24 protein-coding genes are annotated in these 24367 nt (G+C 62.1%); 16 read left to right on the top strand and 8 right to left on the bottom strand.

From position 1 onward, the window contains the following. Positions 1-499 precede the first annotated feature (499 nt). Together ACW5W7_RS19200 and ACW5W7_RS19195 are read left to right on the top strand one after the other, a co-directional pair. Entirely contained in the window at positions 500-1471 is a 972-nt protein-coding gene (locus tag ACW5W7_RS19200; protein WP_349920661.1) for a TAXI family TRAP transporter solute-binding subunit, read from the top strand. 77 nt (positions 1472-1548) lie between these two features. Further along, the gene (locus ACW5W7_RS19195; RefSeq protein WP_456502739.1) at positions 1549-4113 is read left to right on the top strand and encodes a TRAP transporter permease; all 2565 of its coding nucleotides are present in this window, start codon (positions 1549-1551) and stop codon (positions 4111-4113) included. Positions 4114-4205: 92 nt separating this feature from the next. Here ACW5W7_RS19195 and ACW5W7_RS19190 read toward each other — a convergent pair whose 3' ends face one another. After that, positions 4206-4364: a hypothetical protein gene (locus ACW5W7_RS19190; RefSeq protein WP_349920663.1), complete on the bottom strand. Its 159-nt coding sequence runs from the start codon at positions 4362-4364 to the stop codon at positions 4206-4208. Positions 4365-4536: 172 nt separating this feature from the next. Between ACW5W7_RS19190 and ACW5W7_RS19185 the strand changes: the two genes are divergently transcribed. Then, the gene (locus ACW5W7_RS19185) at positions 4537-5163 is read left to right on the top strand and encodes a lysoplasmalogenase (RefSeq protein WP_349920664.1); all 627 of its coding nucleotides are present in this window, start codon (positions 4537-4539) and stop codon (positions 5161-5163) included. A 58-nt stretch (positions 5164-5221) separates the two neighbouring features. Here the strand turns inward: ACW5W7_RS19185 and ACW5W7_RS19180 are convergent, their stop codons facing one another. Continuing rightward, the gene (locus ACW5W7_RS19180) at positions 5222-6775 is read right to left on the bottom strand and encodes a DHA2 family efflux MFS transporter permease subunit (protein ID WP_456502738.1); all 1554 of its coding nucleotides are present in this window, start codon (positions 6773-6775) and stop codon (positions 5222-5224) included. Beyond that, entirely contained in the window at positions 6775-7827 is a 1053-nt protein-coding gene (locus ACW5W7_RS19175) for an HlyD family secretion protein (protein WP_349920666.1), read from the bottom strand. The genes ACW5W7_RS19180 and ACW5W7_RS19175 overlap by 1 nt, the downstream gene beginning before the upstream one ends. A 97-nt stretch (positions 7828-7924) precedes the next feature. Here ACW5W7_RS19175 and ACW5W7_RS19170 point away from each other — a divergent pair, with 97 nt between their 5' ends. After that, complete coding sequence (locus ACW5W7_RS19170; RefSeq protein WP_456502737.1) at positions 7925-8827, top strand: LysR substrate-binding domain-containing protein; 903 nt, start codon at positions 7925-7927, stop codon at positions 8825-8827. 38 nt (positions 8828-8865) lie between these two features. Further along, the gene (locus ACW5W7_RS19165) at positions 8866-9180 is read left to right on the top strand and encodes a putative signal transducing protein (protein WP_349920668.1); all 315 of its coding nucleotides are present in this window, start codon (positions 8866-8868) and stop codon (positions 9178-9180) included. Positions 9181-9250: 70 nt separating this feature from the next. On the opposite strand, the gene ACW5W7_RS19160 is transcribed toward ACW5W7_RS19165, so the two are convergent. Next, a complete protein-coding gene (locus tag ACW5W7_RS19160) occupies positions 9251-10534 on the bottom strand; it encodes a dicarboxylate/amino acid:cation symporter (protein ID WP_456502736.1) in 1284 nt (427 codons plus the stop codon). Between the two features lie 208 nt (positions 10535-10742). Between ACW5W7_RS19160 and ACW5W7_RS19155 the strand changes: the two genes are divergently transcribed. After that, a complete protein-coding gene (locus tag ACW5W7_RS19155; protein ID WP_456502735.1) occupies positions 10743-10988 on the top strand; it encodes a YecH family metal-binding protein in 246 nt (81 codons plus the stop codon). A 99-nt stretch (positions 10989-11087) separates the two neighbouring features. Continuing rightward, on the top strand, positions 11088-11687 hold the full coding sequence (locus tag ACW5W7_RS19150) for a YhgN family NAAT transporter (RefSeq protein ID WP_456502734.1): 600 nt from the start codon (positions 11088-11090) through the stop codon (positions 11685-11687). 25 nt (positions 11688-11712) lie between these two features. Here the strand turns inward: ACW5W7_RS19150 and ACW5W7_RS19145 are convergent, their stop codons facing one another. Beyond that, complete coding sequence (locus tag ACW5W7_RS19145) at positions 11713-12681, bottom strand: LysR substrate-binding domain-containing protein (RefSeq protein WP_349920672.1); 969 nt, start codon at positions 12679-12681, stop codon at positions 11713-11715. Between the two features lie 271 nt (positions 12682-12952). Here ACW5W7_RS19145 and tatA point away from each other — a divergent pair, with 271 nt between their 5' ends. From tatA to ACW5W7_RS19125, 4 genes are all read left to right on the top strand, one after another. Then, positions 12953-13114 (top strand): twin-arginine translocase TatA/TatE family subunit, encoded by a 162-nt coding sequence (gene tatA / locus ACW5W7_RS19140; RefSeq protein WP_434665156.1) that lies wholly within the window; start codon positions 12953-12955, stop codon positions 13112-13114. A 14-nt stretch (positions 13115-13128) separates the two neighbouring features. Continuing rightward, the gene (locus ACW5W7_RS19135) at positions 13129-13425 is read left to right on the top strand and encodes a YfcZ/YiiS family protein (protein ID WP_349920674.1); all 297 of its coding nucleotides are present in this window, start codon (positions 13129-13131) and stop codon (positions 13423-13425) included. 121 nt (positions 13426-13546) lie between these two features. Continuing rightward, on the top strand, positions 13547-15007 hold the full coding sequence (locus ACW5W7_RS19130; RefSeq protein WP_456502733.1) for a transglycosylase SLT domain-containing protein: 1461 nt from the start codon (positions 13547-13549) through the stop codon (positions 15005-15007). A 194-nt stretch (positions 15008-15201) separates the two neighbouring features. After that, entirely contained in the window at positions 15202-16452 is a 1251-nt protein-coding gene (locus tag ACW5W7_RS19125) for a phospholipase D-like domain-containing protein (RefSeq protein WP_456502732.1), read from the top strand. A gap of 462 nt (positions 16453-16914) precedes the next feature. On the opposite strand, the gene ACW5W7_RS19120 is transcribed toward ACW5W7_RS19125, so the two are convergent. Then, positions 16915-18033, bottom strand: a complete 1119-nt coding sequence (locus ACW5W7_RS19120) for a fatty acid desaturase (protein ID WP_434665163.1) — start codon at positions 18031-18033, stop codon at positions 16915-16917. A gap of 149 nt (positions 18034-18182) precedes the next feature. Between ACW5W7_RS19120 and fabR the strand changes: the two genes are divergently transcribed. Both fabR and ACW5W7_RS19110 read left to right on the top strand, forming a co-directional pair. Next, positions 18183-18803, top strand: a complete 621-nt coding sequence (gene fabR / locus ACW5W7_RS19115) for an HTH-type transcriptional repressor FabR (RefSeq protein ID WP_349920678.1) — start codon at positions 18183-18185, stop codon at positions 18801-18803. Between the two features lie 17 nt (positions 18804-18820). Then, a complete protein-coding gene (locus ACW5W7_RS19110; protein ID WP_349920679.1) occupies positions 18821-19186 on the top strand; it encodes a YijD family membrane protein in 366 nt (121 codons plus the stop codon). Between the two features lie 40 nt (positions 19187-19226). Here ACW5W7_RS19110 and ACW5W7_RS19105 read toward each other — a convergent pair whose 3' ends face one another. Together ACW5W7_RS19105 and rsmD are read right to left on the bottom strand one after the other, a co-directional pair. Beyond that, positions 19227-19538, bottom strand: coding sequence for a DUF1145 domain-containing protein (locus ACW5W7_RS19105; protein WP_456502731.1), 312 nt, complete (start codon positions 19536-19538; stop codon positions 19227-19229). Positions 19539-19646: 108 nt separating this feature from the next. Then, complete coding sequence (gene rsmD, locus ACW5W7_RS19100; protein WP_456502730.1) at positions 19647-20276, bottom strand: 16S rRNA (guanine(966)-N(2))-methyltransferase RsmD; 630 nt, start codon at positions 20274-20276, stop codon at positions 19647-19649. A gap of 111 nt (positions 20277-20387) precedes the next feature. On the opposite strand from rsmD, the gene ftsY reads away from it, so the two are divergent. The 3 genes from ftsY to ftsX all read left to right on the top strand — a co-directional run bounded on the left by ftsY (position 20388) and on the right by ftsX (position 24118). Next, on the top strand, positions 20388-22229 hold the full coding sequence (gene ftsY / locus ACW5W7_RS19095; RefSeq protein ID WP_456502729.1) for a signal recognition particle-docking protein FtsY: 1842 nt from the start codon (positions 20388-20390) through the stop codon (positions 22227-22229). A 196-nt stretch (positions 22230-22425) separates the two neighbouring features. After that, positions 22426-23097 carry a cell division ATP-binding protein FtsE gene (gene ftsE / locus ACW5W7_RS19090; protein WP_434665168.1) on the top strand — a complete coding sequence of 224 codons (672 nt, stop codon included), beginning with the start codon at positions 22426-22428 and terminating at the stop codon, positions 23095-23097. 67 nt (positions 23098-23164) lie between these two features. Next, positions 23165-24118: a permease-like cell division protein FtsX gene (gene ftsX / locus ACW5W7_RS19085; protein WP_349920684.1), complete on the top strand. Its 954-nt coding sequence runs from the start codon at positions 23165-23167 to the stop codon at positions 24116-24118. Positions 24119-24367 lie beyond the last annotated feature (249 nt).

Below are 24367 nucleotides of genomic sequence, written 5' to 3'. Positions count from 1 at the left end.
ACCCGGTTGCGATATGATGTTCTGCTGCAAAGATCACGCTAAACGTTGTTTTTATTCCGTCATTTCATTCATGGCCAGCATAACTGACTTGCCTCTCGCCCCTTGTCCTGAAAGGGCTGCAAAGGAATCTTCTTTCCGCCACCGACCTCCCGGCTCACCGACAGCGTGAATGGATCCCTCAGCAAAAAATTGATGATCCGCTTCAAATTTCTCGCTATTTTAATCCGCCATTTTGCTGTTTTGTTTGATTAATGTTGGCGCCCTGTGCTTAATCGAGTGGTTACAACTTTTGATCCGACCCTCTTCTGGTCGAATCACCCTCGATCGGCATGATGCTGATTATCTCACCACAGGACGATGGTGGCTTTGGGAAGGGCATCCGTTTTCGCCCGACCCCTTCCTCGTATGAGGTCATATAGACAGGCCCGGCCTTGATGCGGGCCTGACTCATATTCACCCGGGAATCGGGTGAGATAAATCGATGAAAAGGAAGAACAACATGAAAGGATTATCCTTGGCGTGCGCCTTGTCTGCTGCCCTGGTCGGGGCCTCATTCGGTGGCCAGGTACAGGCCGCCGAGCGGTTCGTGACCATAGGCACCGGCGGTCAGACCGGTGTCTACTATGTGGCGGGTCAGTCCATCTGCCGCTTCCTCAATCGTGGCGCCGCCGATCACCAGATCAAGTGCAACGCGCCGGCCAGTGGCGGTGGCGTGGCCAACGTCAACGGCATCCGCAGCGGTGAGTTCAACTTCGGCATCATGCAGTCCGACCACCAGTACAAGGCGATGAAGGGACTGGCACCCTTCCAGGCCGAAGGTGCCATGGAGGACATTCGCGCCGTCTTCTCCCTGCAGAGCGAAGTCTTCACCATCCTGGCCCGTCAGGATGCCAAGATCACCGGTTTCGACGATCTGAAGGGCAAGCGCGTCAACATCGGCAACCCGGGCTCCGGCCAGCGGGATACCTTCGAAGAGATCATGGCGGTGAAGGGCTGGGACAAGTCCGCCTTCAGCCTGGTCTCCGAGCTGAAACCGGCGGAGCAGGCTTCCGCCCTGGGTGACAACAACATTGATGCCATGAGCTACTTCGTGGGCCACCCGAACGGTGCCATCCAGGAAGCCTCCACCACCACGGCCACCGTGCTGGTACCGGTGACCGGCCCGGAGATCGACAAGCTGCTGGCGGAGAAGAGCTACTACACCAAGGCCGAGATCCCCGGTGGCCTCTACAAGGGCAGTCCGAACCCGACCCCGTCCATCGGTGGCAAGGCGGTGCTCTCCACCAGCGCCAAGGCGGATCCGGAAGTGGTCTATCAGCTGGTGAAGTCGGTGTTCGACAACTTGGATCGCTTCAAGCGCCTGCACCCGGCCTTCGCCGATCTGAAGGAAGCCGACATGATCAAGGTGGGCCTCTCCGCTCCCCTGCATGAGGGCGCCGCGCGCTACTACAAGGAGCGTGGCTGGCTGTAACGGCCCGGTGTCTCATCCCCAGACTCGCCCCGCCCGGGGCGAGTCTTGCTTATAAGCGGTAGCAACAGAGTCACACTATGCAACAAGCACAACAACAAGAGGCGCTGTCGGCCGAAGAGCTGATCGCCCAGGATGTGGGAGCCCGCCTGCCGATCGGTGCCATGGGCGCCACCATCGCCGGCCTCGCGCTGCTCTGGTCCCTGTTCCAGCTGTGGATCGCCTCCCCCTTGCCCTTTACCCTGGGCTTCGGTGTGTTCAACGACACCGAGACCCGTTCCATCCATCTGGCCTTCGCCATCCTGCTCGCCTATCTGGTCTTCCCGGCCCTGCGCACGTCGCCGCGAGACAGGGTGCCGCTGGCGGACATCGCCCTCGGCCTCATCGGTGCCGCCGCAGCCGGTTACCTCTTCATCATGTATGCCGAGCTGGCCCAGCGCCCCGGCAACCTGACCACCATGGACTTCGTGGTCGCCTGCATCGGCGTACCGCTGCTGCTGGAAGCCGCCCGCCGTGCCCTGGGGCCGGCCCTCGCGGTCATCGCCATCGTCTTCCTGGCCTATAGCCTGGCCGGTCCCTGGATGCCGTCCCTGCTGGCACACCGCGGGGTCAGCCTGCATGCGCTGGCCAACCACCAGTGGATCACCACCGAAGGGGTGTTCGGCATCGCCCTCGGGGTCTCCACCAGCTTCGTGTTCCTGTTCGTGCTGTTCGGCGCCCTGCTGGAGCGGGCCGGTGCCGGTCACTACTTCATCCAGCTCGCCTTCAGCCTGCTCGGCCACCTGCGCGGCGGCCCGGCCAAGGCGGCCGTGGTGGCCTCGGCCCTGACCGGGGTCATCTCCGGCTCGTCGATTGCCAACGTGGTGACCACGGGTACCTTCACCATCCCCATGATGAAGCGGGTCGGCTTCTCCAAGGAGAAGGCCGGAGCGGTCGAGGTGGCCTCCTCGGTCAACGGCCAGATCATGCCTCCCGTCATGGGGGCCGCCGCCTTCCTGATGGTGGAGTATGTGGGCATCCCCTATGTGGAGATCATCAAGCACGCCTTCCTGCCGGCGGCCATCTCCTACATCGCCCTGCTCTACATCGTCCATCTGGAGGCGCTCAAACTCGGCATGGAGCCCATCGGCAATCACCAGCCCAAGCCCTGGCTGCGTCGCCTGACCGGTTTCGCCTTCGGTGCGGCCCTCATCAGCGGCCTCTCCATGGCGGTCTACTACGGCCTCGGCTGGCTCAAGCCTGCCCTGGGTGAATACGCCCTGCCGGGGGTTGCCGTGCTGCTGGCCATCGCCTACCTGGGGCTGCTCAAGATCGCCGCCAGCAACGATCCCCTGCCTGCCGAAGATCCGGACAAGCCCCTGGACGAGCTGCCGAACACCCGTGCCGTGCTGCTCTCCGGTCTGCACTTCCTGCTGCCGGTGGTGGTTCTGGTGTGGTGCCTGATGGTGGAGCGTCTCTCCCCCGGTCTGTCAGCCTTCTGGGGCACCGTCATGCTGGTGGTGATCCTGCTGACCCAGCGGCCGCTGCTGAACTGGCTGCGTACCGACGGCGAGCACGATTACGGCAGCTTCGTCGACGGGGCCGTGGATCTGCGTGAGGGGCTGATCGCCGGTGCCCGCAACATGATCGGCATCGGCATCGCCACCGCCACCGCGGGCATCATCGTCGGGGCCGTCTCCCAGACCGGGGTCGGTCTGGTGCTGGCGGATCTGGTGGAGTTCCTCTCCATGGGCAACCTGCTGCTGATGCTGCTGCTCACCGCCGTGCTGAGCCTGATCCTCGGCATGGGTCTGCCGACTACCGCCAACTACATCGTGGTCTCCAGCCTGCTGGCGCCGGTCATCGTCACCCTGGGGCAGCAGAACGGCCTCATCGTGCCGCTCATCGCCGTGCACCTGTTCGTGTTCTACTTCGGCATCATGGCGGATGTGACCCCGCCGGTGGGGCTGGCCTCGTTCGCCGCGGCCGCCGTCTCCAAAGGGGATCCCATCAAGACCGGGGTGACGGCGTTTTACTACAGCCTGCGCACCGCGGCGCTGCCGTTCCTGTTCATCTTCAACACCGATCTGCTGCTCATCAACGTGGACTTCGCCCACGGGGTGCTGATCTTCGCGGTGGCCACCGCCGCCATGCTGATCTTCGCCGCCGCCACCCAGGGCTTCTTCCTGGTGAAGAGCCGCTGGTACGAGAACGTGCTGTTGCTGCTGGTGGCCTTCACCCTGTTCCGTCCGGGCTTCTGGATGGACATGGTGCACGACCCCTATCGCGACACCGATCCCGCCGCCCTGGTCCAGACCATGGGGCAGGTGGATGCGGAGAGCACCCTGCGCCTGCGCATGGAAGGGGAAGATGCGGTCGGCAAGCTGCGCCAGTTCACCGTGCTGCTGCCGGTGCCGGACGGTGCGAGTGGCGAGGCGCGCCTCGAGCATCTGGGTCTTGCCCTCTATGAGCAGGATGGCAAGGTGCTGCTGGACAACGTGGGCTTCGGCTCACCGGCCGCCGAGCTGGGGCTGGAGATCGATCAGCAGATCCTCTCCGTCAAGGCACCCACCGAGCGCTGGAACAAGGAGCTGATGTGGCTGCCCGGCTTCCTGCTGTTCGGCCTGGTGGTCTGGCTGCAACGCAGACGCAAAACAAGTCACTAAGCAAAACGGCGCCCTCGGGCGCCGTTTTCAATATGGGGTCAGCACGGTTGGCTGCGTACCTGATGGCACAGGGCGTGCCATTGTCGGCAGGCTCAGTTTGGCTGAGCCTGCTGCTGTTTTTGCAGCAGATCCAGGGTCTGTTGCTCTTGCTGGCTCAGGCCCAGCTGTTCACAGGCTTGCTCGAAGCTGATCCCCAGATGGCACATCATGATGTCGATGGCGGGCAGATAGTTGGTCATTGCGTCTTCCATGGTGATCCTCCTGAGTGGACTCTTATGCCCGAGCCGGGGAAAGGGAACAATTAGACTTTAGGCGTAGGGTTCCATCTGTTGCGCCCTCTGCCACTGCTCACGGGAATTTGTTAATCTGTCGGTCATTAAAGAGGCAGCCGCTTCAGGGTGGGCAGCCGGTGAGGAGCAGGGCATGTTATTGAGTTTCTTGATCATCGCATCTGGCTGGTGGCACATCCGCGCAGCCTACGGCTCGGACGCCCGTCAGTTCTACATCAGCAAGCCGCTGACCATGCTGTTCATCATAGCCCTCGCCTTCGGTTACCAGAGTGACGATCACAATGGATCCAACGCCTGGATCCTGCTCGGCCTCTGCCTGTCGCTGGCCGGCGACGTGCTGCTGATGCTGCCACGGGATCGTTTCATCCAGGGTTTGGCGGCATTTCTTGTCGCGCATCTGTGCTACATCGTGGGCTTCGCCCAGGGGCCCCTGGTGCTCAAGCTGGTGGATGGCCTGCTGCTGCTGGCGGTGGCGGGCATGGTGTTCGGCCTGCTGTGGAGCAAGCTGGGTGAGATGAAGATCCCGGTGTTCTGCTACATGCTGGTGATCATCGCCATGGCCTGGGTGGCCGCCGGTGCCTGGCACGCCTCCCTGACGGCGGGCAGCGCCGCCGCCCTGGTGGGGGCCTTGATGTTCCTCTTCTCCGACAGCATGCTGGCCCTCGATCGCTTCCGCCGCCCCTTCCCCCACGCCAAGGCCTGGATCATGAGCAGCTACTACGCCGCCCAGTTCCTGATTGCAGCCTCCCTGGCGGGCTGAGAACCGCCTATTCCGACCATAAAAAAACGGGCCAGATGGCCCGTTTTTCGTTGCTGTATCACGCCTCCATGGGCTCGGCATCGGCCGCCTTGGGGGGCGGCTGCTTGAGCAGCAGCATCAGGGCGCTGGCGATGAGCAGGAAGACCCCCATCACGTAGAACACCTGGTTGTAGGCCATGATGGCAGCTTCCCGATTGATGGTGTTTGCCAGCATGGCCTGGGCCTGCAACTGCGCCTGCTCGGGGCCGGCTCCCTGCGCCATCATGTTCTGGGCCAGTTGCAGCAGGTAGCTCTGCCCTTCGATGCTGCTGGCGGCCAGGGTGCTGCCGATCTGGCTGGCATGGATGCGGGTGTCGTTGTCCAGCATGGTGGCGATGATGGCGATGCCGATGGCACCGCCGAGGTTGCGCAGCACGTTGAGCAGGGTGGAGGAGGAGGGAACCTCGTCCGGGGTCAGGCTGGCGGTGGCCACCAGGGAGAGCGGCACCATCACGAAAGGCTGGCCCAGCGCCCGCACGACGAGGGACTGGATCAGCTGGGGCCCGGCATAATCGGCGCTCATGTGCATGTTCATGAAACAGCTGATGGCGAACACCAGGAAGCCGAAGCTCACCAGGTAGCGAGGGTCTATCTTGGTCACCAGCTTGGGCACCAGCGGCAGCACCAGCAACTGGGGCAACCCCATCCACATCAGCACTTCGCCAATCTCCAGCGCGTTGTAGTTGTGGATCTGGGTCATGTAGAGGGGCAGCACATAGATGGATCCCATCAGCGCCATGCCGAGCACCAGATAGGCGAAACAGGCCAGCGCGAAGCGCGGGCTGTGCAGCAGTCGCAGGTTGACCAGGGGGTGGCGGCGCAGCAGTTGGCTGATGACGAAGAAGATGAGTGCCACCACGGAGATGACGCTCAGGCGCACGATGAAACTGGAACCGAACCAGTCCTCCCGGTTGCCCTCTTCCAGTACCACCTCCAGCAGCCCCAACCCCACCGCCATGGTGAGGATCCCGACGAGATCCACCCGTTTGATCACTTCCCAGTCCACCATCTTCTTGTCCAGACCGTGGGCCAGCATGGCCATCACCAGCAGGCCGGGGGGCACGTTCAGGTAGAAGATGTAGTGCCAGGAGAGCTGCTCCGTCAGCCAGCCCCCCAGGGTTGGCCCTATGGTGGGGGCGAAGGTGGCACATAGACCGAACAGCGCCATGCCGGTGGCCCGCTTGTGCAGGGGCAGCAGGCTGATGATGAGGGAGAATGCCATGGGGATGAGGGCGCCGCCGGTGAACCCCTGCAGGGCCCGGAACACGATCATGCTGGTGAGGTTCCAGCTGAACGAACAGAGCACGGAGGCGATGATGAAGGCCCCCGTGGTCCACAGCAGATAGCGGCGCGCCCCCAGGCCGCGGCTGAGCCAGCCGCTCAGGGGAATGGCGATCATCTCCGCTACCAGATAGGAGGTGGAGATCCAGGAGCTCTCGCTCAGGGTGGCGGATAGCGCCCCCTGAATGTCCTTCAGGGAGGCGTTGGTGATCTGGATGTCGAGGATGGCCATGAAGGCGCCGATGAGGCCCCCCATGACCGCGATCCAGTTACGGCGCGGGATGGCGTCCATCAGTGGGCCGCAACCTGGGGCTCAGGCGTGCGGGTATCTACGATCACCTCGGTGGAGAGGCCCGGCCGCAGCTTGCCGGTCAGTACCCCGGGCTCGGGGATGCGGATCTTGACCGGTACCCGCTGCACAATTTTCGTGAAGTTGCCGGTGGCATTCTCTGGCGGCAGCAGGGCGAACTTGGCGCCGGTGGCGGGGGCCAGGCTGTCGATGATGCCTTCCACCGGCTGATCCGGATAGGCATCCAGGATCACCTCCACCTTCTGGCCCGGCTGCATGTGTTGCAATTGGGTCTCCTTGAAGTTCGCCTCGACCCAGACCTGCTGCAACGGCACCAGGCTCGCCACCTGCATGCCGGACTGCACGTAGAGTCCTTCCCGCAGGCTGCGTTTGCCGATGATGCCATCGGCGGGCGCCCGCAATTCGGTGTAGCCGAGCTCCAGCTTGGCCTGCTGCAGCTGGGCCTCGCTCAGGGCAAGTCTGGCCTGGTTCTGCTTGGCCTCGGCATCCAGTACCAGCAGTCGCTCACGGGCTGCCTGCAGGGCGGCGCTGGCCTCCTGCAACAGAGCCTGATTGACCTGCAGGCCGGCCTGCACCTCGTCCAGGCTGTCCTGGGAGCTGTAGTGACGCTGATTGAGCTGACTGACGCGGCGTACCTGTTGCTGGGCCCGCACCTGTTCGGCGTTGGCGGAGGCGACCTTGGCCTCGGCCTGACGGATCTGGCTCAGTTGCTGGGTGCGGGTGGCGGCCAGATTTTCGGCGGTAGCCTGGTTGAGGCGCAAGTCCGCCTCGGCTTCCAGCACCTTGGTCTTGTACTCCCGATCATCCAGCCGGGCGATCAGCTGGCCCGCCTTCACTTCCTGGTTGTCGGTCACCAGCACCTCGCCGATGTAGCCGGGCAGCTTGGAGCCGATACCGGTCACCTCGCTCTGCAGATAGGCGTTGTCGGTGCTCTCGAAATAGCGGCCATGGAGATACCAGTAGGCGGCGAACAGCGTGCCGAGCACGGCCAGCACCAGCGCGGCCAGCAGGGGGATCTTCTTGTGTTGACTCATGATATTGGTTTTCCTGAACTGTGGGGTGCAGGCTAACATCGGCCCACTGTTTCGATTAGTATCCCTGCATGAGATATACAGTTTCACTGGTGAGACAATGGACCTGAATGCTGCCTTGATCCTGGTGCGCATCGTCGACAAGGGCTCCTTTACCGCGGCGGCCCAGGACTTGGGGATGACCAAGGCGACGGTCAGCCGCCGCATCGCCGAGCTGGAGCAGCGACTCGGGGCGCGCCTGCTCTATCGCTCCACCCGCCAGCTCACCCTGACCGAGGCGGGGGAGCAGTATTACCTGCGCTGCAGCAAGGCGGTGGAGGAGCTGGCCCAGGCGGAACTGATGCTGAGCGCGAGCCAGCAGGAGGTGACCGGCACCCTCAAGCTGGCGGTGCCCATCGAGACGGGGCAGCTGGTGGTGGGTCGGCTGGTGGCGCGTTTTCTGCAGGCCTATCCGGGGCTGAGGGTGGAGCTGGAGCTGACCAACCGCATCGTGGATCCCATCAGCGAGGGGCTGGATGCCATCGTGCGGATCGGCGACATGAACGACTCCAATCTGGCGGCCCGCCGGCTGTGGAGCACGGAGCGCCTGCTCTGCGCCAGCCCCGAATACCTGGCGCGCAACCCGGGTCTGGAGCGGCCTGAGGATCTGGTGCGCCATGAACGGATAGCGGTGAGCACCGGGTTTCTTGCATCGCACTGGTGCTTTGAACTGGATGGTCGGGAGGTGCTGGTCGATCCCCCTGCCAGATTCACCGTCAACAACATTACCTGTGCCCGGGAAGCGGCCAAGGCCGGGCTGGGATTGGCCTCCCTGCCTGCCATGCTGTGCCATGATGAGCTGGCGAGTGGCGCCCTGGTCGCCCTCTTGCCCGACTGGCGTCAGCCCAAGGTGCCGATCTATCTTCTGTTCCCGGAGCGACGGCTGATGCCTCGCAAGTTACGGGTTTTTATCGATTTTCTGGTTGCGAACGGGCCTGATTACGGCATCGACAACCTGTTGTGAATGGCTGCGGCATCGACAGGCTGCATGGAGGAGACGCGATGGAAGAGTGGATCAATTTGTACCGGGCCTCTCACTCCCTGGAGGCTCACGCCCTGAAGGGGGCGCTGGAGGTCGAGGGAGTGCGGGTGCGGCTCAGCGGGGAAGGATTGTCGGGGGCGCTGGGGGAGTTGCCGGTGGATCTGCTGCAGGTGACCCTGATGGTGTGCGAGGCGGATCGCAGCCGGGCAGGGCGGATCATCGAGCGTTATCAGCAGCGTCAGGGCAACGGCTGGCTCTGCGGTCAGTGCGGGGAGGAGAATGGCGCCAACTTCGATATCTGCTGGCACTGCCACCACGATCCCCACGACCACTGATCTCCCTTCCACTCCTCGCTCCTCTTGGATAACAGAGGAGCCTCAGGCGTTCGCCTGTACCCGTGACACCTCAGCGCAGGGTGAAGTCGATGTCCTCACCTGCGTTGGCGTCGTGATAGGTCGCCAGATCCAGCTCCCCCTCGCTGCGGGCGATCAGCACGGATACCAGAATATCCCCGGAGACGTTGACCGTGGTGCGGGCCATGTCCAGCAGACGGTCGATGCCGGCGATGAGGGCGACGCCCTCCAGGGGCAGGCCCACGGCCGTGAGGGTCAGGGTGAGCAGCATCAGCCCTGTGCCCGGGGTTCCCGCCGTGCCGATGCTGGCCAGGGTGGCGATGCTGATGATGGTCAGATAATCCACCACGTGCAGATCCACCCCGAAAGCCTGGGCCACGAACAGGGCGGTGACCCCCTGATAGAGGGCGGTGCCGTCCATGTTGATGGTGGCGCCGATGGGCAGCACCTTGGCGGTGATGGCGGGGGAGACCCCCAGCCTGCGCTCGGCACAGGCCAGGCTGATGGGCAGGGTGGTGCTGCTGGAGCTGCTGGTGAAGGCCACCGCCTGGGCATCGAGGATGCTCTTGAAGTAGTGCAGGGGATTGAGGCGGGCCAGCAGAAGCAGCAGGCTGCTGTAGACCCCGAGCACGTGCAACAGGCAGCCGAGGTAGACGGCGCCGATCACCTTGAGCAGGGGCAGCAGCAGATCCAGACCGTACTTGCCGGTCATCCAGGCCATCAGGGCACAGACGCCGTAAGGGGCCAGCACCATCACCATCTGGGTCAGCGTGAACATGCCCTCTGCCAATGAGGCGAAGAAGCGGATGGCGGAACGACCGCGCCGGCCGCTGGCATTGAGGGCCAGGGCCAGGGCGATGGCGAAGACCAATACCTGCAGTACCTTGCCATCCACCATGGCCTGGATGGGATTGCGGGGTACCAGATGGCTCAGCACGCTGGCCAGGGTGGGCTGTGCCATGGCGCCGACCCGTTCGTAGGGCCCCATGTTGGCACCCATGCCGGGCTCCAGCAGCCAGCCCATCATCAGGCCGATGCAGATGGCGATGGCGGTGGAGAACAGATAGAGGGTGATGGCCTTGCCGCTGATCCTGTCCAGGGCCTTGCCTCTGAGCAGGGCCGTCAGGCCGGCGATGACGGAGCAGAAGATGAGGGGCACCATCAGCATCTGTATGGTGTTGACGAAGAGCACGCCGATGGGCTTGAGCAGCAACGCCTGCTCGCTGAAGCAGAGTCCGAGCCCGATACCGCCGAGCATGCCGAGCAGGGTCTTCAACCAGAGCGGGCGGCGGGTCCAGATCCGCCAGGGCTTGAAGGCCCATCCATGGAACAGCATGACGCCAATGTCCTTATTTTCTGACTGCGAGGGCAAAAAGGGGCGCTAGTGTAGCCATCCCTCGATCGAGTTGCCACATTATCGACAATGCGGCGGCCACGACCAGCCCGGTAGCATGAAAAAGGGCAATTTATTGGTCTACATCAAGATCGGGAATGGTCGTCGGGGGTTTAATTGACATCTGACATGATAATTAACGAGGTTTCAGATGTCCCAATCGATACATGGTCACGAAGTGATGGAAATGATGCTGGAACAGGGGGGGCAGTTCAGCCGTGCCAGCCTCAAGCAGGCGATCGGTCAGCACTTCGGTGCCGATGCCCGCTTTCACACCTGCAGCGCCAGCGAGATGGATGCCGAGGCCCTGATCGATTTTCTGGCCAAGCGCGGCAAGTTCATCGAATCCGGAGAGGGTTTCCAGACCAGCGCCGACAAGATCTGCAATCACGGCTGAGGCCGACGGCGAGCCGCCCCCGGTGGCTCGCGCAATCTCCCGCCCTTTGTTAGTATTCCGCCCTCTCTTTTCCTGCTGAAGGCTTAGCCAGGGCGTTGTATGGATACTTTCTCCGCTGCCGTCATGTTGTTTCTGATCATGGATCCGCTGGGCAACCTGCCGGTCTTCCTCTCCATCTTGCGCCACGTCGATCCCAAGCGGCGCCGCAAGGTGATGATCCGCGAGCTGCTCTTTTCCCTGGCCATCATGCTGGCCTTCCTGTTCGCCGGTCAGCAGATCCTGAGCTTCCTCAACCTGCGCCAGGAGGCGGTGAGCATCGCCGGTGGCATCATCCTCTTCCTCATCGCCATCAAGATGATCTTCCCGACCCCGGGTGGGGTAACTGGTCTGGCCGCCGGTGAGGAGCCCTTCCTGGTGCCCATGGCCATCCCCATGATCGCGGGCCCTTCCATCCTCGCCTCCCTGCTGCTGCTGGCGAACCAGGAGCCGACCCGGATGACGGACTGGTCCCTGGCCCTGCTGATGGCCTGGGGGGCCAGCGCCGTGATCCTGATGTTCTACGAGGTATTCAACAAGCTGCTGGGTGAGCGAGGACTCACCGCCCTTGAGCGGCTGATGGGCATGCTGCTGGTGATGATCTCGGTGCAGATGCTGCTGGACGGGGTACACCACTACCTGGAAGTGACCGGCAAGGGATAAGCCCCGCCCGGAAGCGGGGCCCTGTTCAGGCGGCCTCGACCGTCGGGGTCTCCAGCTTGCCCATGATGAGGGTGAGCAGGGTCTCCCGCAGCCAGCGATGACCCGGATCTGCGTCGTGGCGCTGATGCCAGATCAGCAGGTGGGAGATGCTCTCCAGCGCCACCGGCAGGGGCAGCGGCACCAGCGGATAGACCTGGGTCGCGTGGCGGGCGTAGAGCCGGGAGAGGGTCACTATCATGTCCGAGTGCATGCCCATGCGCAGCGCCGCCTCGAAGGTGGGCACGGTGGCCTCTATCCGGCGATAGAGATCCTGCTCCGCCAGCTTGTGATCCAGCATCCAGCGATCCCGCCCTTCGCAGTAGGTCTGCACATGGGGATAGGCCAGATAGCGGGCAAGATCCCAGTCGGTTTCCTGCAGCGCCGGGTGATCCGGCTGCACCAGACAGGTGAGGTCATCGATGGCGAGCAAGCGCTGGCAGATGGCGTTGGGCAGGGTATCGAGGCGAAAATCCGAGTTGATGCAGTTCTCCCGCACCGTGAAGGCGATATCCACCTGGCCCTGGCTCATCTCGGTCAGGCTGTGCTCTGTCCACTCCTCGTAACGCAACCGCATGCCGGGGGCCTGGCGCTTGAGTTCGCTCAGGTAGAGGGGGGCAAACAGGGTGAAGGCGCTGTCCATGCTGGCGATGACGAACTCTCGCTCCGTGCTGGCGGGATCGAAGGCGGGCGGCTGGATCAGGTTGTCCAGGGAGAGCAGTATGGGCTGCAGCTGTTGTTGCAGATCCAGGGCGCGGGGGGTGGGATCCAGCCCGTAGGCGGAGCGCACGAACAGGGGATCGTCGAAGGTTTCCCGCAGGCGGCCGAGGGCCTTGCTGACGGCGGACTGGCTCAGGTGCAACCGACGGGCGGCCCGGCTGCCGTTGCGCTCCTCCAGCAATACCTGAAGAATTATCAATAGATTAAGGTCGATGCGCCCGAGCTGTTCCAACAACATGATATGAATCCTCGTCAATTCTCAGATGAATTTATACCATTTGTTTTCATATCTTGGCGACCCTATGCTCGATCCTGTCTCTCGCCTTGTGGCGGCTGGTACAGGATGTAGCGGTTGAGGGGACAAGTAGCACTGACTCGTACGGCGGCCATGGTCGCCGTATTTTTTTGCCGATTGACTCGCAAACTTGCACCTGTCTTGATTTCGCCCAACAATCTCTACGCTTTCTTTTGATACAAACAATCGGTATCTATCAGTCAGGAGTATCCCGATGGGACTCGGTGGAATTCATATCTGGCATTTGTTGATCCTGCTGCTGGTCGTGGTGCTGGTGTTTGGCAGCAAGCGCCTGGCCGGTGCCGGCGAGGATCTGGGTACCGCCATCAAGGACTTTCGCAAGGCTTTGCGTGACGATGATACGCAGCCGAAATAAGTAGGAGTTGAATGATGTCTGTAAAAGATGAAGTGCTGGAAACCTGTGACAGCTGCGGCAGCATGGCCGAGATTGGAACCATCATCGGGGAAGGTGATGATGTGATGGAGCTGGTGATCGAGGCCGCGGCAGAAGCCGACGCTCGCGCCAAGCTGGCCGGCTACGAAGCGCTGGCCAAACAGGTCAGTGCCGAGGCCGAGTGCCACAGTGAGCTGACGCAAGGCGCCGATGGGGTGATCCTCAAGGCTCGTCTGCAATTCACCTGCACCGCCGAGAAGCTGATCTTCGAGATGCGTGCCCGTTCCCTCTGAGCCCAGTGATGATACGGCAGGCTCGCCTGCCGTCTTGACCTCCAGCCGCTTCTCCCGTTCTATATTGAGTTATCCCGTGGGTAACCCCTGTTCCGGGCGTCGGCCAGCAGAAGGAGATGACATGCGGCTATGGATCTGGCTCCTGCTGGCACTCTGTTCCCTTCCCTTGCAGGCGGCGGATCCCGCCCCTCCATCCAGTGCGGCCGCGTCTCGGGTTGTGGACGTCAGGCCCAAACTCCTGCCCCAGCCCGGGGATCTTGCCCACATCCTGGAAAAGAAAGAACTGAGGGCCCTGGTGGTCTATGAGCGGGGCTTCTTCTTCTTCGACAAGGGGACCCAGTACGGCATTCTGGTCAATCAGCTGCAGGGCTTCGAGCGCTGGCTGAACAAGACCTATCTCGCCAACGAGAAACTGAAACTCAAGATCATCTATATCCCGGTGCGTCAGGACAAGCTGCTGGACTACCTCACCGAGGGGCGCGGGGATCTGGTGGCCGCCAACATGACGGTGACCCCGACCCGACGCGAACAGGTGACCTTCTCCCAGCCCCTTATCGCCCCGATCGAGGAGTGGGTGGTGAGCCAGCGGGATCTGCCCGCCTTCAACCGCATCACCCAGCTCTCTGGGCGGCGGATCTGGGTGCGTGCCAGCTCCAGCTACCATGAGAGCCTGACCCAGCTGAACTGGCTGTTCCGCGAGCTGGGGTTGCCCCCCGTCTATATCGAGACGGTGCCCGAATACCTGCAAGATGGCGACCTGATGGAGATGGTGGCGGCCGGCATCATACCGCTCACCGTGACCGACAGTTTCAAGGGGCGGATCTGGCTCGACATGATAGGGGGGCTCAAGGCCCACAAGCTGATCCCCCTGCGGGACAAGGGCCGCAGCGCCTGGGCCCTGCGCAAGAACGACCCCGAGTTGCTCAAGGCGGTGAACGCCTATATCTCGGAGGCGAGCAAGCGCACCCTCTACAGCGACATGACACTGCGTCGCCTGCTGGCCCGAAGCGAGCAGATGAGCAACATACTGGCGCCGGATCCCCTGGGGCGGCTGTCGACCATCCGCAAGGTGATAGAAACCCAGGCAGGCAAATACCAGCTGGACTGGCTGATGCTGGCGGCCCTTGGCTACAAGGAGTCGGGGCTCAACCCCAATGTCCGCTCCAACAAGGGGGCGGTCGGCATCATGCAACTGCTGCCGAGCACCGGCGGTGCCGTCGGGATCCGCGGGGCCAGGCTCACCAGCCTGGAGGGCAATGTGGAGGCGGCCTGCCGCTACCTGCGCCACATCCTGGACATCTATTTCAACGACCCTGCAATGGACAACCTCAACCGCCATCTGTTCGCGCTGGCGGCCTACAATGCAGGGCCCAACCGGGTGCAGGCGCTGCAGGCCAAGGCGAAAGCCAGGGGGCTGGATCCGAATGTCTGGTTTGGCAACGTGGAACAACTGGTGGCCAACGAGGTGGGACAAGGGCCCATCAACTACGTCGGCACCATCTACAAGTATTACGTGGCCTATCGTTTCAGCCTGCCTCAGCTGGAGGGCAAGACCGAGGCCATCGAGGCGGCGCGACCCTGATCCTCATCCCAGCCCCGATCCCTGTGCTGCAGATACCAGGGAGACAGCACTCTGGTGACGGGCTCCGGCTGGCAAAGCTGAGGTCTGTGGCTGAGGGTGGGGCTGTCACTAAGCTCCATGATCGACTCCTTGGCACAGTGTGTTTGGGGCTCTTGCCCGGGTTATGCCACGACCTCATGACAAGGAGATGAACCTTGATCCCCGCTGAATTTGCCCTGCTGGACGATCCTGGCGCCGCCCTCAAGCTGCGTTGCCAGCTGATCCGCAGTGCCCGCAGCCGGATCCAGGCCCAGTATTACAGCTGGGACGAGGATGGCAGTGGCAAGTTGCTGTTGGCCGAGCTGCTGCACGCCGCCAGGCGCGGGGTGAGAGTGCAACTGCTGATCGACGATCTCTATGTCGGTGACAACCGCCTGCTGGAGATGGTGGCCCATGAACCGGGGATCGAAGTGCGCCTGTTCAACCCTTTCTGGCTGCGGGGCTGGCGACGGTTGACCCTGCTGCTCGAAGGGCTGCTGAGTTTTCGACGGATCAACCACCGCATGCACAACAAGCTGTTGCTGGTGGATGGCTGTCAGGGGGTGATCGGGGGTCGCAACATCGGCGATCGCTACTTCGGATTGGGGGAGGCCCCTCACTTCGTCGATCTGGATCTGGCCTGCCGGGGGGCCATCTGCCGGCAGGCCGAGCAGGGTTTTTCACTCTATTGGCGCAGCCGCTGGAGTCGCCCCATCCGCCGTCTGCTGCGGCGAAAATTGCTGCCCGCCGAGGTGACGGCGGTCAATGGTTTCCTGCTCACCCTGACCGAACCCGGGGTGGCTGCTCTTTATGATCTGCCCGCCACCCTGTTCGACGATGAGCCCGTCCCCCTGCGCTGGCATGGGGGGCAGGGCGAGCTCTGCTTCGATAGACCGGGCAAGGGGCTGGTGGCCCGGCCAACCATGGCGCGGGAGCTGAGTCGTCGCCTGCTCAGCAATCCGGGGGCGTTGCGGTTGGTGAGTCCTTACCTGATCCTGACCCGCAGCCTGCGGCGCAGTTTCAGACGGCAGCGGGAGGCGGGGGTGAGCATCACCATATTGACCAACTCCCTGGCCAGCACGGACATGCCCCTGGTCTATGGAGCCTATCGTCGGCACAAACCCTGGCTGGCGCGCCAGCAGATCGCGCTGTTCGAGCTGAATGATGAGGCCCTGAGCCTGCACGCCAAGCTGGTGCTGATGGGGGAGGAAGAGGCGCTGATCGGTAGCTTCAACCTGGATCCCCGCTCCCTGATGCTCAACACCGAGCTGATGCTGCACCTGCACAGCCCCTCGCTGTGCGCCGAGCTGCAGCAGTGGCTAGAGCGCTGGCTGCAGGTCTCCGTCCAGCGGGTTGCTGCCCCGTCGGCGATGCGGCGTCTGCTGGCGAAGCTGAGCGACTGGTTGCCATTGCATCCCTGGCTGTGACGGCGCTCTTGTGCGAGATCTCGCAAAGCCTTGTGCGCCTTGGTGGATAACGTTTGCCATCCAATCTCTCTTGGTCTTTTTATCGCTTTGTTTTTAATCGTATTTTGCTTGATGTGAAAGCAGTAGGCCTGGTGGTGGTTTGCATATCGAGCCCCACAAAACGGTTTTTTATTTTATCCAACTGCGTACTATTTCAAGCGCAAGGACAAACACGGCGGCGTGCCGTCGTGTGGGCGAAGAGAGTGGGAGGGAATGGGTCGACCGGATTGCTCCGGCAGGCGTCACCTCGGATCGGGAGCGGAAACCCGTGAGGTGAAACAGTCTCTCCCAAGGCTCGGAACCCAATATGGAACATGCTATTTGCGAGGGGGTGACATGCGAATGTCGCCCCATTTTTTATGCCTGTCTGGCGTGTCGCCCACAAAAAAACCGCCAACTGGCGGTCTTTTTGTGGGACTTGCCTCAGGCGATGCCAGCCAGCAATCGGCTCCAGTTGCGTTTGCTGGCGATGAAGCCATCGCGCAGGGTGCGGTATTCCAGCTGCAGCTTCAGCCTGTCGTAACGGGCCAGCGCCTTGCGCCTGCGCAGCTCCAGCAGCCGTTTGCGGCTCGCGTAGTAGTGCTGGATCTGCTGGCTCAGCTTGTCGTACTCCTCCTGCAGCAAGGCCTGCCACAGCTCCCTGTCATCCTGCTTGTGCAACCTGGCCTGGGCCCGTTTCAACTGCATCTGCAACCTGGCCTGCTCGATGCGCTCCTCCGGGCAGGAGCGCAGATCCTTCGCCAGCCCGCACCAGGCGGCGCTTCGGATCAGCCACTTGGTGGGATCGAACTGCCACCAGCGGATGCCGTTGCGGTAGTCGTTTTCGAACAGGTGGTGGAAGTTGTGATACCCCTCGCCGAAGGTGAAGAAGGCCAGGATGCCGTTGTCCCGGGCGCTGTTGCGATCGGTGAAGGGCTGGCTGCCCCAGATGTGGGCGAGGGAGTTGATGAAGAAGGTGGTGTGGTGGGTCATCACCATGCGCAGCACCCCGGCCAGCAGCAGCATGCCGAGCAGATCCCCGTGGATGAGCCCCAGCAGCAGCGGGATGCCGATGTTGGTGCCGAGGGTCAGGGCCAGGTAGTGCCTGTGCTGAAAGGCGACGACGGGGTTGTTCTGCAGATCCCGCACGTTGCTGTAGTCGTGGTAGACCTCGCCCTGATACTCCCGCAGCATCCAGCCGATGTGGGAGTACCAGAAGCCGCGACCGGCGCTGTAGGGATCCTGATGGTTGTCATCCACGTGACGATGGTGGCGGCGATGATCCGAGGACCAGTGCAGGGCCGAGTTCTGCAGGGCGAGGGCACCGCCGATGGCGAAGATCCATTGCAGGATCGGATGTGCCTTGTAGGCCTTGTGGGACCAGAGCCTGTGATAACCGGCGGTGATGGAGATGCCGCAATAGCAGAACAGCAGCAGGAAGCTGAGCCACTGCCAGAGGTCGTAGCCATGGGTCAGCCCGTACCAGGGCACAGCAATCAGTGCCGTCAGCCCGGAGAGGGTGAACAGCAGGGTGTTGGTCATGATGATCGGGGGACGTTCCATTTCACTCGGTTCCTTTCAGCGAACAGCTGTGCGCTATTCTCCATTGAGCCGGAATGTGGGTCAATGGTAAAAAAGTGGGAGACAAACCTGATCCCGGCCCTGCCTTCGGGTTATCATTTGGCCTCGCTAACCTCAAGGTGACTGTTTTCGTGGGTATTCGCGCGCAACAAAAAGAAAAAACCCGGCGTACGCTGATCGAGGCTGCATTCAGTCAACTCTGTGCCAACCGCAGCTTCTCCAACCTCAGCCTGCGGGAAGTGGCGCGGGAGGCGGGCATAGCGCCGACCTCCTTCTACCGTCATTTCCGTGATATGGAAGAACTGGGGCTGACCCTGGTGGACGAGGGCGGGCTGACCCTGCGCCAGCTGATGCGTCAGGCGCGTCAGCGCATCGCCGGGGGCGGCAGCGTCATCAGCACCTCGGTGCAGACTTTCATGGAATTCGTGGAAAACAACCCGAACATCTTCCGCCTGCTGCTGCGCGAGCGCTCCGGCACCTCGGCGGCTTTCCGTCAGGCGGTGGCCCGGGAGATCCAGCATTTCATCGCCGAGCTGACCGATTACCTGGAGGCGACCACGGAGGCGCCGCGGGAGGAAGCCTTCATTCAGGCCGAGGCCATGGTCACCATCGTCTTCAGTGCAGGCGCAGATGCCCTCGACATGACCAGCGAGGAGTGCAAGGCCCTCTCCGATCGCACCATCAGCCAGTTGCGGATGATCGCCATGGGTGCCGAGGTACTGAATCGCAAGCGTCGTGAATCACTCTCTTAACGCAAGGATGGACTGACATGCATGAACCGAACCCTATCCCGAAGAAACCCCTGCTGCTGGCGATGCTGGTGGGCATCTGTGGTGATGCCTTCCTGTCGGTGGTGACCGAGTCGGCCGTGCCTTTCTCCTTCTTCCCCCTGATTGCCCTGGTACTGGCGGCTTATCAGCTCTACCAGCACTATCGTCATGAACCCATGGTGGGAAATACCCCGACCTGCATGCTTCTCAGCTTTTTCATCGGTGTTTTCGGCCATTCAGCATTGATCAAGGTGCAATACCCGGAGCTTGGCAGCAATTTCTTCTCCCTGATCACCATGTTGCTGCTGCTGGCGGTGCTCTCCATCAAACTCGGCATCAGCGTGGGGAAAAAAGCAAAGGAGTGACGAATCACTCCTTTGCGGGGCTGAAAAGCGGGATGAAAGATCAGTTGCCCTCCGGGGGCGTGCCTTTCTGCTTGGCGTCGATGATGGCTTGCAGCTTGGCGCGGATCTCCATCATGCCGAAAACGCCGAAGACCAGCACCTGGGTGAACTCGAGCCGGGTGACCGCGAAGTAGGGCTTGCAGGCGGCCTTGATGAGGCTGGCCTGTACCCAGTGCATCAGGGCCACGATCAGGCCGCAGACCGGCAGGAAGCCGTTCAGCTTGCCCGGCAGGGTACCCAGCAGCGCGAGGATCACGCCGAGCCAGAAGAACAGCAATACGCCCATCGCCAACAGATTGAACACCCGCTTCATCGTTTACCTCCCGCACATAGTGTTGATAGCAGACCCGATCGGTCTGCTTGTTCTTGAGTCGTTGTCCGCCTGGACGGGGAGGGCCCAGCGCCCGCCTTCCACCGGCATTCACACCGCAGCGTCATGCTGGGTGTCCCGTACATAGAGCTGATAGCAAACCTGGCCGGCCTGTTTGTCCTTGAACAGCTGCCAGCTGGCGGGCAGCGCCAGATCGGCCATCTCTTTTTCCCGTTCAAGATAGATGAGGGCATCCGGCGCCAGCCAGCCCCGCTGCTCCAGCAGGTCACACACCTGGGGCAGCAGCTCACGGCGAAAGGGTGGATCCAGGAACACCAGATCGAAGGGGGTCACAGGCCCCTGCAACCAGCTGACGGCATCGGCCTGGATGACACTGCCCTGCTGGCTGCCGAGCACCGCCAGATTCTTTCTAAGCTGTTCGGCGGCCCCCTTGTCCATCTCGATCAGGGTCACTTGCTCGGCATAGCGGGAGAGCGCCTCCAGCCCCAGGCTGCCGCTACCGGCAAACAGGTCGAGACAGCGGGTACCACGCACATGGGGGGCCAGCCAGTTGAAGATGGTTTCCTTGACGCGATCCGTGGTGGGTCTGAGTCCATCCAGGTCCCTGACCGGCAGTTTACGCCCCTTCCATTGGCCGCTGATGATTCTTACGAACCCGCTTTTGCCTTGTGAGGAGGGCTTGGGGTTGGGGTTGTTACGGCTGGTTTTCACTCTGGGCATCGCGTTTCGTCGTCAGAAAATAAAGTGGTAGTATAAGCCGGTTCATTTTTATGCCGGCCCACCGAGGGACGGCTATCTTAGCAGTCAGCCAACGAAGTGAGTATTTTTTAGATGGCAAAAGGTTTGTTTTCCTGGCTGGGTTTCGGCCGCAAGAAAGAAGAGGCCGAGGTCGCCCCATCAGAGGCCCCCGCAGCCACCCCGGTGATCGCAGAGCCCGAGGGCAGTGCCGCCCCCGCTCCCGTTGCTGATGCTCCCCTGCCCGAGGCAGCCGTTACTATCGCCGAAGAGTTCCCCGAAACGCCGGACGCAGGTCCGCTAGTGGTGGAAGAGTGCGCCTCCGAACTGGAGCCCGTCATCGTCAACGAGGCCCTGATTGCTGAAGAGGCGGCCGAGGCCCAGGAGGCCGCGCGTCAAAAGGCTGAGGAAGCTGCCCGCGTTTCTGCCGAGGCGCAGGCCGCCGAAGCCGCTCGCATTGCCGCTGAGGCAGAGGCTCTTGAAGAGGCTCGTATTGCTGCTGAAGCGCAGGCTGCCGAGGAAGCTCGCATTGCTGCTGAAGTGCAGGCTGCCGAAGAAGCTCGCCTTGCCGCCGAGGCGCAGGCTGCCGAAGAAGCTCGTATCGCTGCTGAGGCGCAGGCTGCCGAAGAGGCTCGCCTTGCCGCTGAGGCGCAGGCTGCCGAAGAGGCTCGCCTTGCCGCCGAAGCGCAGGCTGCCGAAGAAGCTCGCATTGCTGCTGAAGCGCAGGCTGCCGAAGAAGCGCGCATTGCCGCTGAAGCGCAGGCTGCCGAAGAAGCGCGCATTGCCGCTGAAGCGCAGGCTGCCGAAGCCGCTCGCATTGCCGCTGAGGCCCAGGCTGCCGAGGAAGCCCGTATTGCTGTTGAAGCGCAGGCTGCCGAAGAAGCTCGTATCGCCAAAGAGGCCCAGCGAGCGGAAGATCTGCGCCTGGTCGCCGCGATGGAGGCGGAAGCTGCCGCCCTGGCCGCGCTGCCACTGGCTGCCAAGGTCGATGACGATACCCAGGAGAAGCCGCAACGGGAGGGTTTCTTCGCCCGCCTCAAGCGCAGCCTGGTGCGTACCAAGGAGAACATCGGTTCCGGCTTCTTCGGCCTGTTCAGTGGCAAGAAGATCGACGACGAGTTGTTCGAGGAGCTGGAGACCCAGCTGCTGACGGCGGATCTCGGGGTGGATACTACCAGCCGTATCATTGACGGCCTGATCCAGCACGCGGATCGCAAGCAGCTCAAGGATGCCGAGGCGCTCTACGGTCTGCTCAAGCAGGACATGGGAGAGATGCTGACCAAGGTCGAGCAGCCTCTGGTCATCGACACCAGCAAGAAGCCCTATGTGATCCTGATGGTCGGCGTCAACGGGGTGGGCAAGACCACCACCATCGGCAAGCTGGCCAAGCAGTTCCAGGCCGAGGGCAAGAACGTCATGCTGGCCGCCGGTGACACCTTCCGCGCCGCCGCCGTCGAGCAGCTGCAGGTCTGGGGTCAGCGCAACAACATTCCGGTCATCGCCCAGCACACCGGCGCCGACTCCGCCTCCGTCATCTATGATGCCATCGAGGCGGCGCGCTCCCGTGGTGCCGACGTGCTGATCGCCGATACCGCCGGCCGCCTGCAGAACAAGAGCAACCTGATGGAAGAGCTCAAGAAGGTGGTGCGGGTGATGAAGAAGCTGGACGAGGAAGCCCCCCACGAGGTCATGCTGACCCTGGACGCGGGCACCGGCCAGAACGCCCTGAGCCAGGCCAAGCTGTTCAGCGAGGCGGTGGGCCTGACTGGCATCACCCTCACCAAGCTGGACGGTACCGCCAAGGGCGGGGTCATCTTCGCGGTGGCGGACAAGTTCCAGATCCCGATCCGTTACATCGGGGTGGGCGAAGGGATCGACGACTTGCGTCCCTTCGTCGCCAACGACTTTATCGAGGCGCTGTTCAGCCGGGACGAGTAAGTCCCGTCGTGATGAACCTGTGCCATGCCCCGACCCCGATCGGGGCATGTCGCTATCAGGGTTTGTGATGGCTCACAGGGACAAGATCAACAAGGTGTACGGTCGCGGTGACGGCATGCAAGCTGTCAGGTGATGCCATTGAATGAGCATCCCGAGCTTCAATCCCGGTCGGGACTGGTCAATATGAGGGAGCCGAATGATTCGTTTCGATAAGGTCAGCAAGGTATACAGCGGCGGTCATCAGGCGCTGCAGAAAGTCAGCTTCCATTTGCGCAAAGGAGAGATGGCCTTCCTGACCGGTCACTCCGGGGCAGGCAAGAGTACCCTGCTCAAGCTCATCAGCGTGATGGAGCGGCCGACCGATGGCCGGGTCTTCTTCCACGGGGATGATGTCAGCCAGATCAAGCGGGGCCAGATCCCCTATGTGCGTCGCCAGATCGGCATGATCTTCCAGGATCACCGGCTGCTGATGGACAGAACCGTGTTCGACAACGTGGCCCTGCCTCTGGTGATCGATGGCTACAGTCATGGGGACATCAACAAGCGGGTGGCGGCGGCACTGGACAAGGTGGGGCTGCTCGGCAAGGAGCGTTACCAGCCACGCATGCTCTCCGGTGGTGAGCAGCAGCGGGTCGGCATCGCTCGTGCCATCGTCAACAAGCCGCCACTGCTGCTGGCGGATGAGCCTACCGGCAACCTGGATCCACAGCTCTCCATGGACATCATGCGACTGTTCGAGGAGTTCAACCGCTTCGGCGTCTCGGTGCTGATCGCCACCCATGACCTGGGCCTCATCGCCCGCATGCGCTATCGCACCCTGACCCTCAAGGCGGGTCGCATGTATTCGCAAGAGCAGGAGGAGGCGTGATGTCCATGAGCCGCCATGAACAACCCTGGTTAGTGGTCACTGTCTCACGAAACGGGGAGGGCTACTGATGGCCATCGTTCGTCATAAACAGCCGCTGTTGCGCCGCCTCGTCATGTACTGGGTGGATCACCTGCGTCAGGCGTTTGCCAGCATGGGTGAGCTGTGGCGCAATCCGCTCGCCTCCCTGATGACCCTGGCGGTGCTCGGGGTCAGCCTGGCGTTGCCCTCCTGTTTCCACGTGCTGCTGAAAAACGCCGAGATCGTGGAGGGCAGCTGGCAGACCAGTTCCCAGATCTCTCTCTATCTGCGCAAGGACTTGCCGGAGCAGAGCATCCTCGACATGAAGCAGCGCGTCCTGCTCTACCCCGAGGTGGAGTCCGTCACCTACATGAACCGGGATGAGGCGCTGAAGGAGTTTCGGGAGATCTCCGGCTTTGGCGATGCCCTCGACTACCTCGACAGCAACCCCTTGCCCCCTGTGCTCAGCGTGATCCCGGATCCCCGCTGGCAGAACCCGGAAGGGGCCGCCGAGCTGCTCGCCAAGCTGGAAAACGAACCAGGTGTCGAGCAGGGCAAGCTGGATCTGCAGTGGCTGACCCGGTTGCAGGGGATCATGAACCTGCTGCGCCATACCATCACCGGTATCGCCGTGTTGCTGCTCTCCGCCGTACTGCTGATTGTCGGCAACACGTTGCGGCTGAATATCCTCAACCAGCGATCCGAGATCGAAGTGCTCAAACTGGTGGGGGCGACCGATGCCTTTATCCATCGTCCCTTCCTCTATACCGGCATCTGGTTCGGGGTCATCGGCGGCATGCTGGCCTGGTGGCTGACCGAGGTAATGGTGATCTGGAGCGAGGGCGTGGTGAAGGAGCTGGCCGGTCTCTACAACAGCAATTTCCGGTTGGTGGGAATGGGGGCCATCGATGGCTTCAATCTGATACTGCTGGGGGCCTTGTTGGGGCTGATTGCGTCCTGGTTTTCGGTACACAGACACATTCGCGACATAGAACCCTCCTGATTGATTTACCAGCGATGCAAAGCGCTGGATTTTGAGAACTGGATCAAGTAAAAGAAGGGCCCGTTTCTGGCACGGGCCAGTTTCTCAGAGTAATCTGAATGATACCTGATCGCAGGATCTTATCTGAGTCCCGTGAACCTTTTGATTTATAAGCAGTCTATTAAGTGCGACAGAATGTATACGGGTATGGCCCCTCTGCCTTGCTCGTCTGACTTGGCAAGCATGTGAAGGTTGCGAGCTCCGCAACAA

It is taken from the genome of Aeromonas intestinalis (genome assembly GCF_054052485.1).
This window is presented reverse-complemented; position numbering and strand designations above follow the sequence as displayed.

Coding starts and splice junctions, on each gene's coding strand:
- ACW5W7_RS19200 (WP_349920661.1), top strand. CDS start 500: ATGAAAGGATTATCCTTGGCGTGCGCCTTGTCTGCTGCCCTGGTCGGG.
- ACW5W7_RS19195 (WP_456502739.1), top strand. CDS start 1,549: ATGCAACAAGCACAACAACAAGAGGCGCTGTCGGCCGAAGAGCTGATC.
- ACW5W7_RS19190 (WP_349920663.1), bottom strand. CDS start 4,364: ATGGAAGACGCAATGACCAACTATCTGCCCGCCATCGACATCATGATG.
- ACW5W7_RS19185 (WP_349920664.1), top strand. CDS start 4,537: ATGTTATTGAGTTTCTTGATCATCGCATCTGGCTGGTGGCACATCCGC.
- ACW5W7_RS19180 (WP_456502738.1), bottom strand. CDS start 6,775: ATGGACGCCATCCCGCGCCGTAACTGGATCGCGGTCATGGGGGGCCTC.
- ACW5W7_RS19175 (WP_349920666.1), bottom strand. CDS start 7,827: ATGAGTCAACACAAGAAGATCCCCCTGCTGGCCGCGCTGGTGCTGGCC.
- ACW5W7_RS19170 (WP_456502737.1), top strand. CDS start 7,925: ATGGACCTGAATGCTGCCTTGATCCTGGTGCGCATCGTCGACAAGGGC.
- ACW5W7_RS19165 (WP_349920668.1), top strand. CDS start 8,866: ATGGAAGAGTGGATCAATTTGTACCGGGCCTCTCACTCCCTGGAGGCT.
- ACW5W7_RS19160 (WP_456502736.1), bottom strand. CDS start 10,534: ATGCTGTTCCATGGATGGGCCTTCAAGCCCTGGCGGATCTGGACCCGC.
- ACW5W7_RS19155 (WP_456502735.1), top strand. CDS start 10,743: ATGTCCCAATCGATACATGGTCACGAAGTGATGGAAATGATGCTGGAA.
- ACW5W7_RS19150 (WP_456502734.1), top strand. CDS start 11,088: ATGGATACTTTCTCCGCTGCCGTCATGTTGTTTCTGATCATGGATCCG.
- ACW5W7_RS19145 (WP_349920672.1), bottom strand. CDS start 12,681: ATGTTGTTGGAACAGCTCGGGCGCATCGACCTTAATCTATTGATAATT.
- tatA (WP_434665156.1), top strand. CDS start 12,953: ATGGGACTCGGTGGAATTCATATCTGGCATTTGTTGATCCTGCTGCTG.
- ACW5W7_RS19135 (WP_349920674.1), top strand. CDS start 13,129: ATGTCTGTAAAAGATGAAGTGCTGGAAACCTGTGACAGCTGCGGCAGC.
- ACW5W7_RS19130 (WP_456502733.1), top strand. CDS start 13,547: ATGCGGCTATGGATCTGGCTCCTGCTGGCACTCTGTTCCCTTCCCTTG.
- ACW5W7_RS19120 (WP_434665163.1), bottom strand. CDS start 18,033: ATGGAACGTCCCCCGATCATCATGACCAACACCCTGCTGTTCACCCTC.
- ACW5W7_RS19110 (WP_349920679.1), top strand. CDS start 18,821: ATGCATGAACCGAACCCTATCCCGAAGAAACCCCTGCTGCTGGCGATG.
- ACW5W7_RS19105 (WP_456502731.1), bottom strand. CDS start 19,538: ATGAAGCGGGTGTTCAATCTGTTGGCGATGGGCGTATTGCTGTTCTTC.
- rsmD (WP_456502730.1), bottom strand. CDS start 20,276: ATGCCCAGAGTGAAAACCAGCCGTAACAACCCCAACCCCAAGCCCTCC.
- ftsY (WP_456502729.1), top strand. CDS start 20,388: ATGGCAAAAGGTTTGTTTTCCTGGCTGGGTTTCGGCCGCAAGAAAGAA.
- ftsE (WP_434665168.1), top strand. CDS start 22,426: ATGATTCGTTTCGATAAGGTCAGCAAGGTATACAGCGGCGGTCATCAG.
- ftsX (WP_349920684.1), top strand. CDS start 23,165: ATGGCCATCGTTCGTCATAAACAGCCGCTGTTGCGCCGCCTCGTCATG.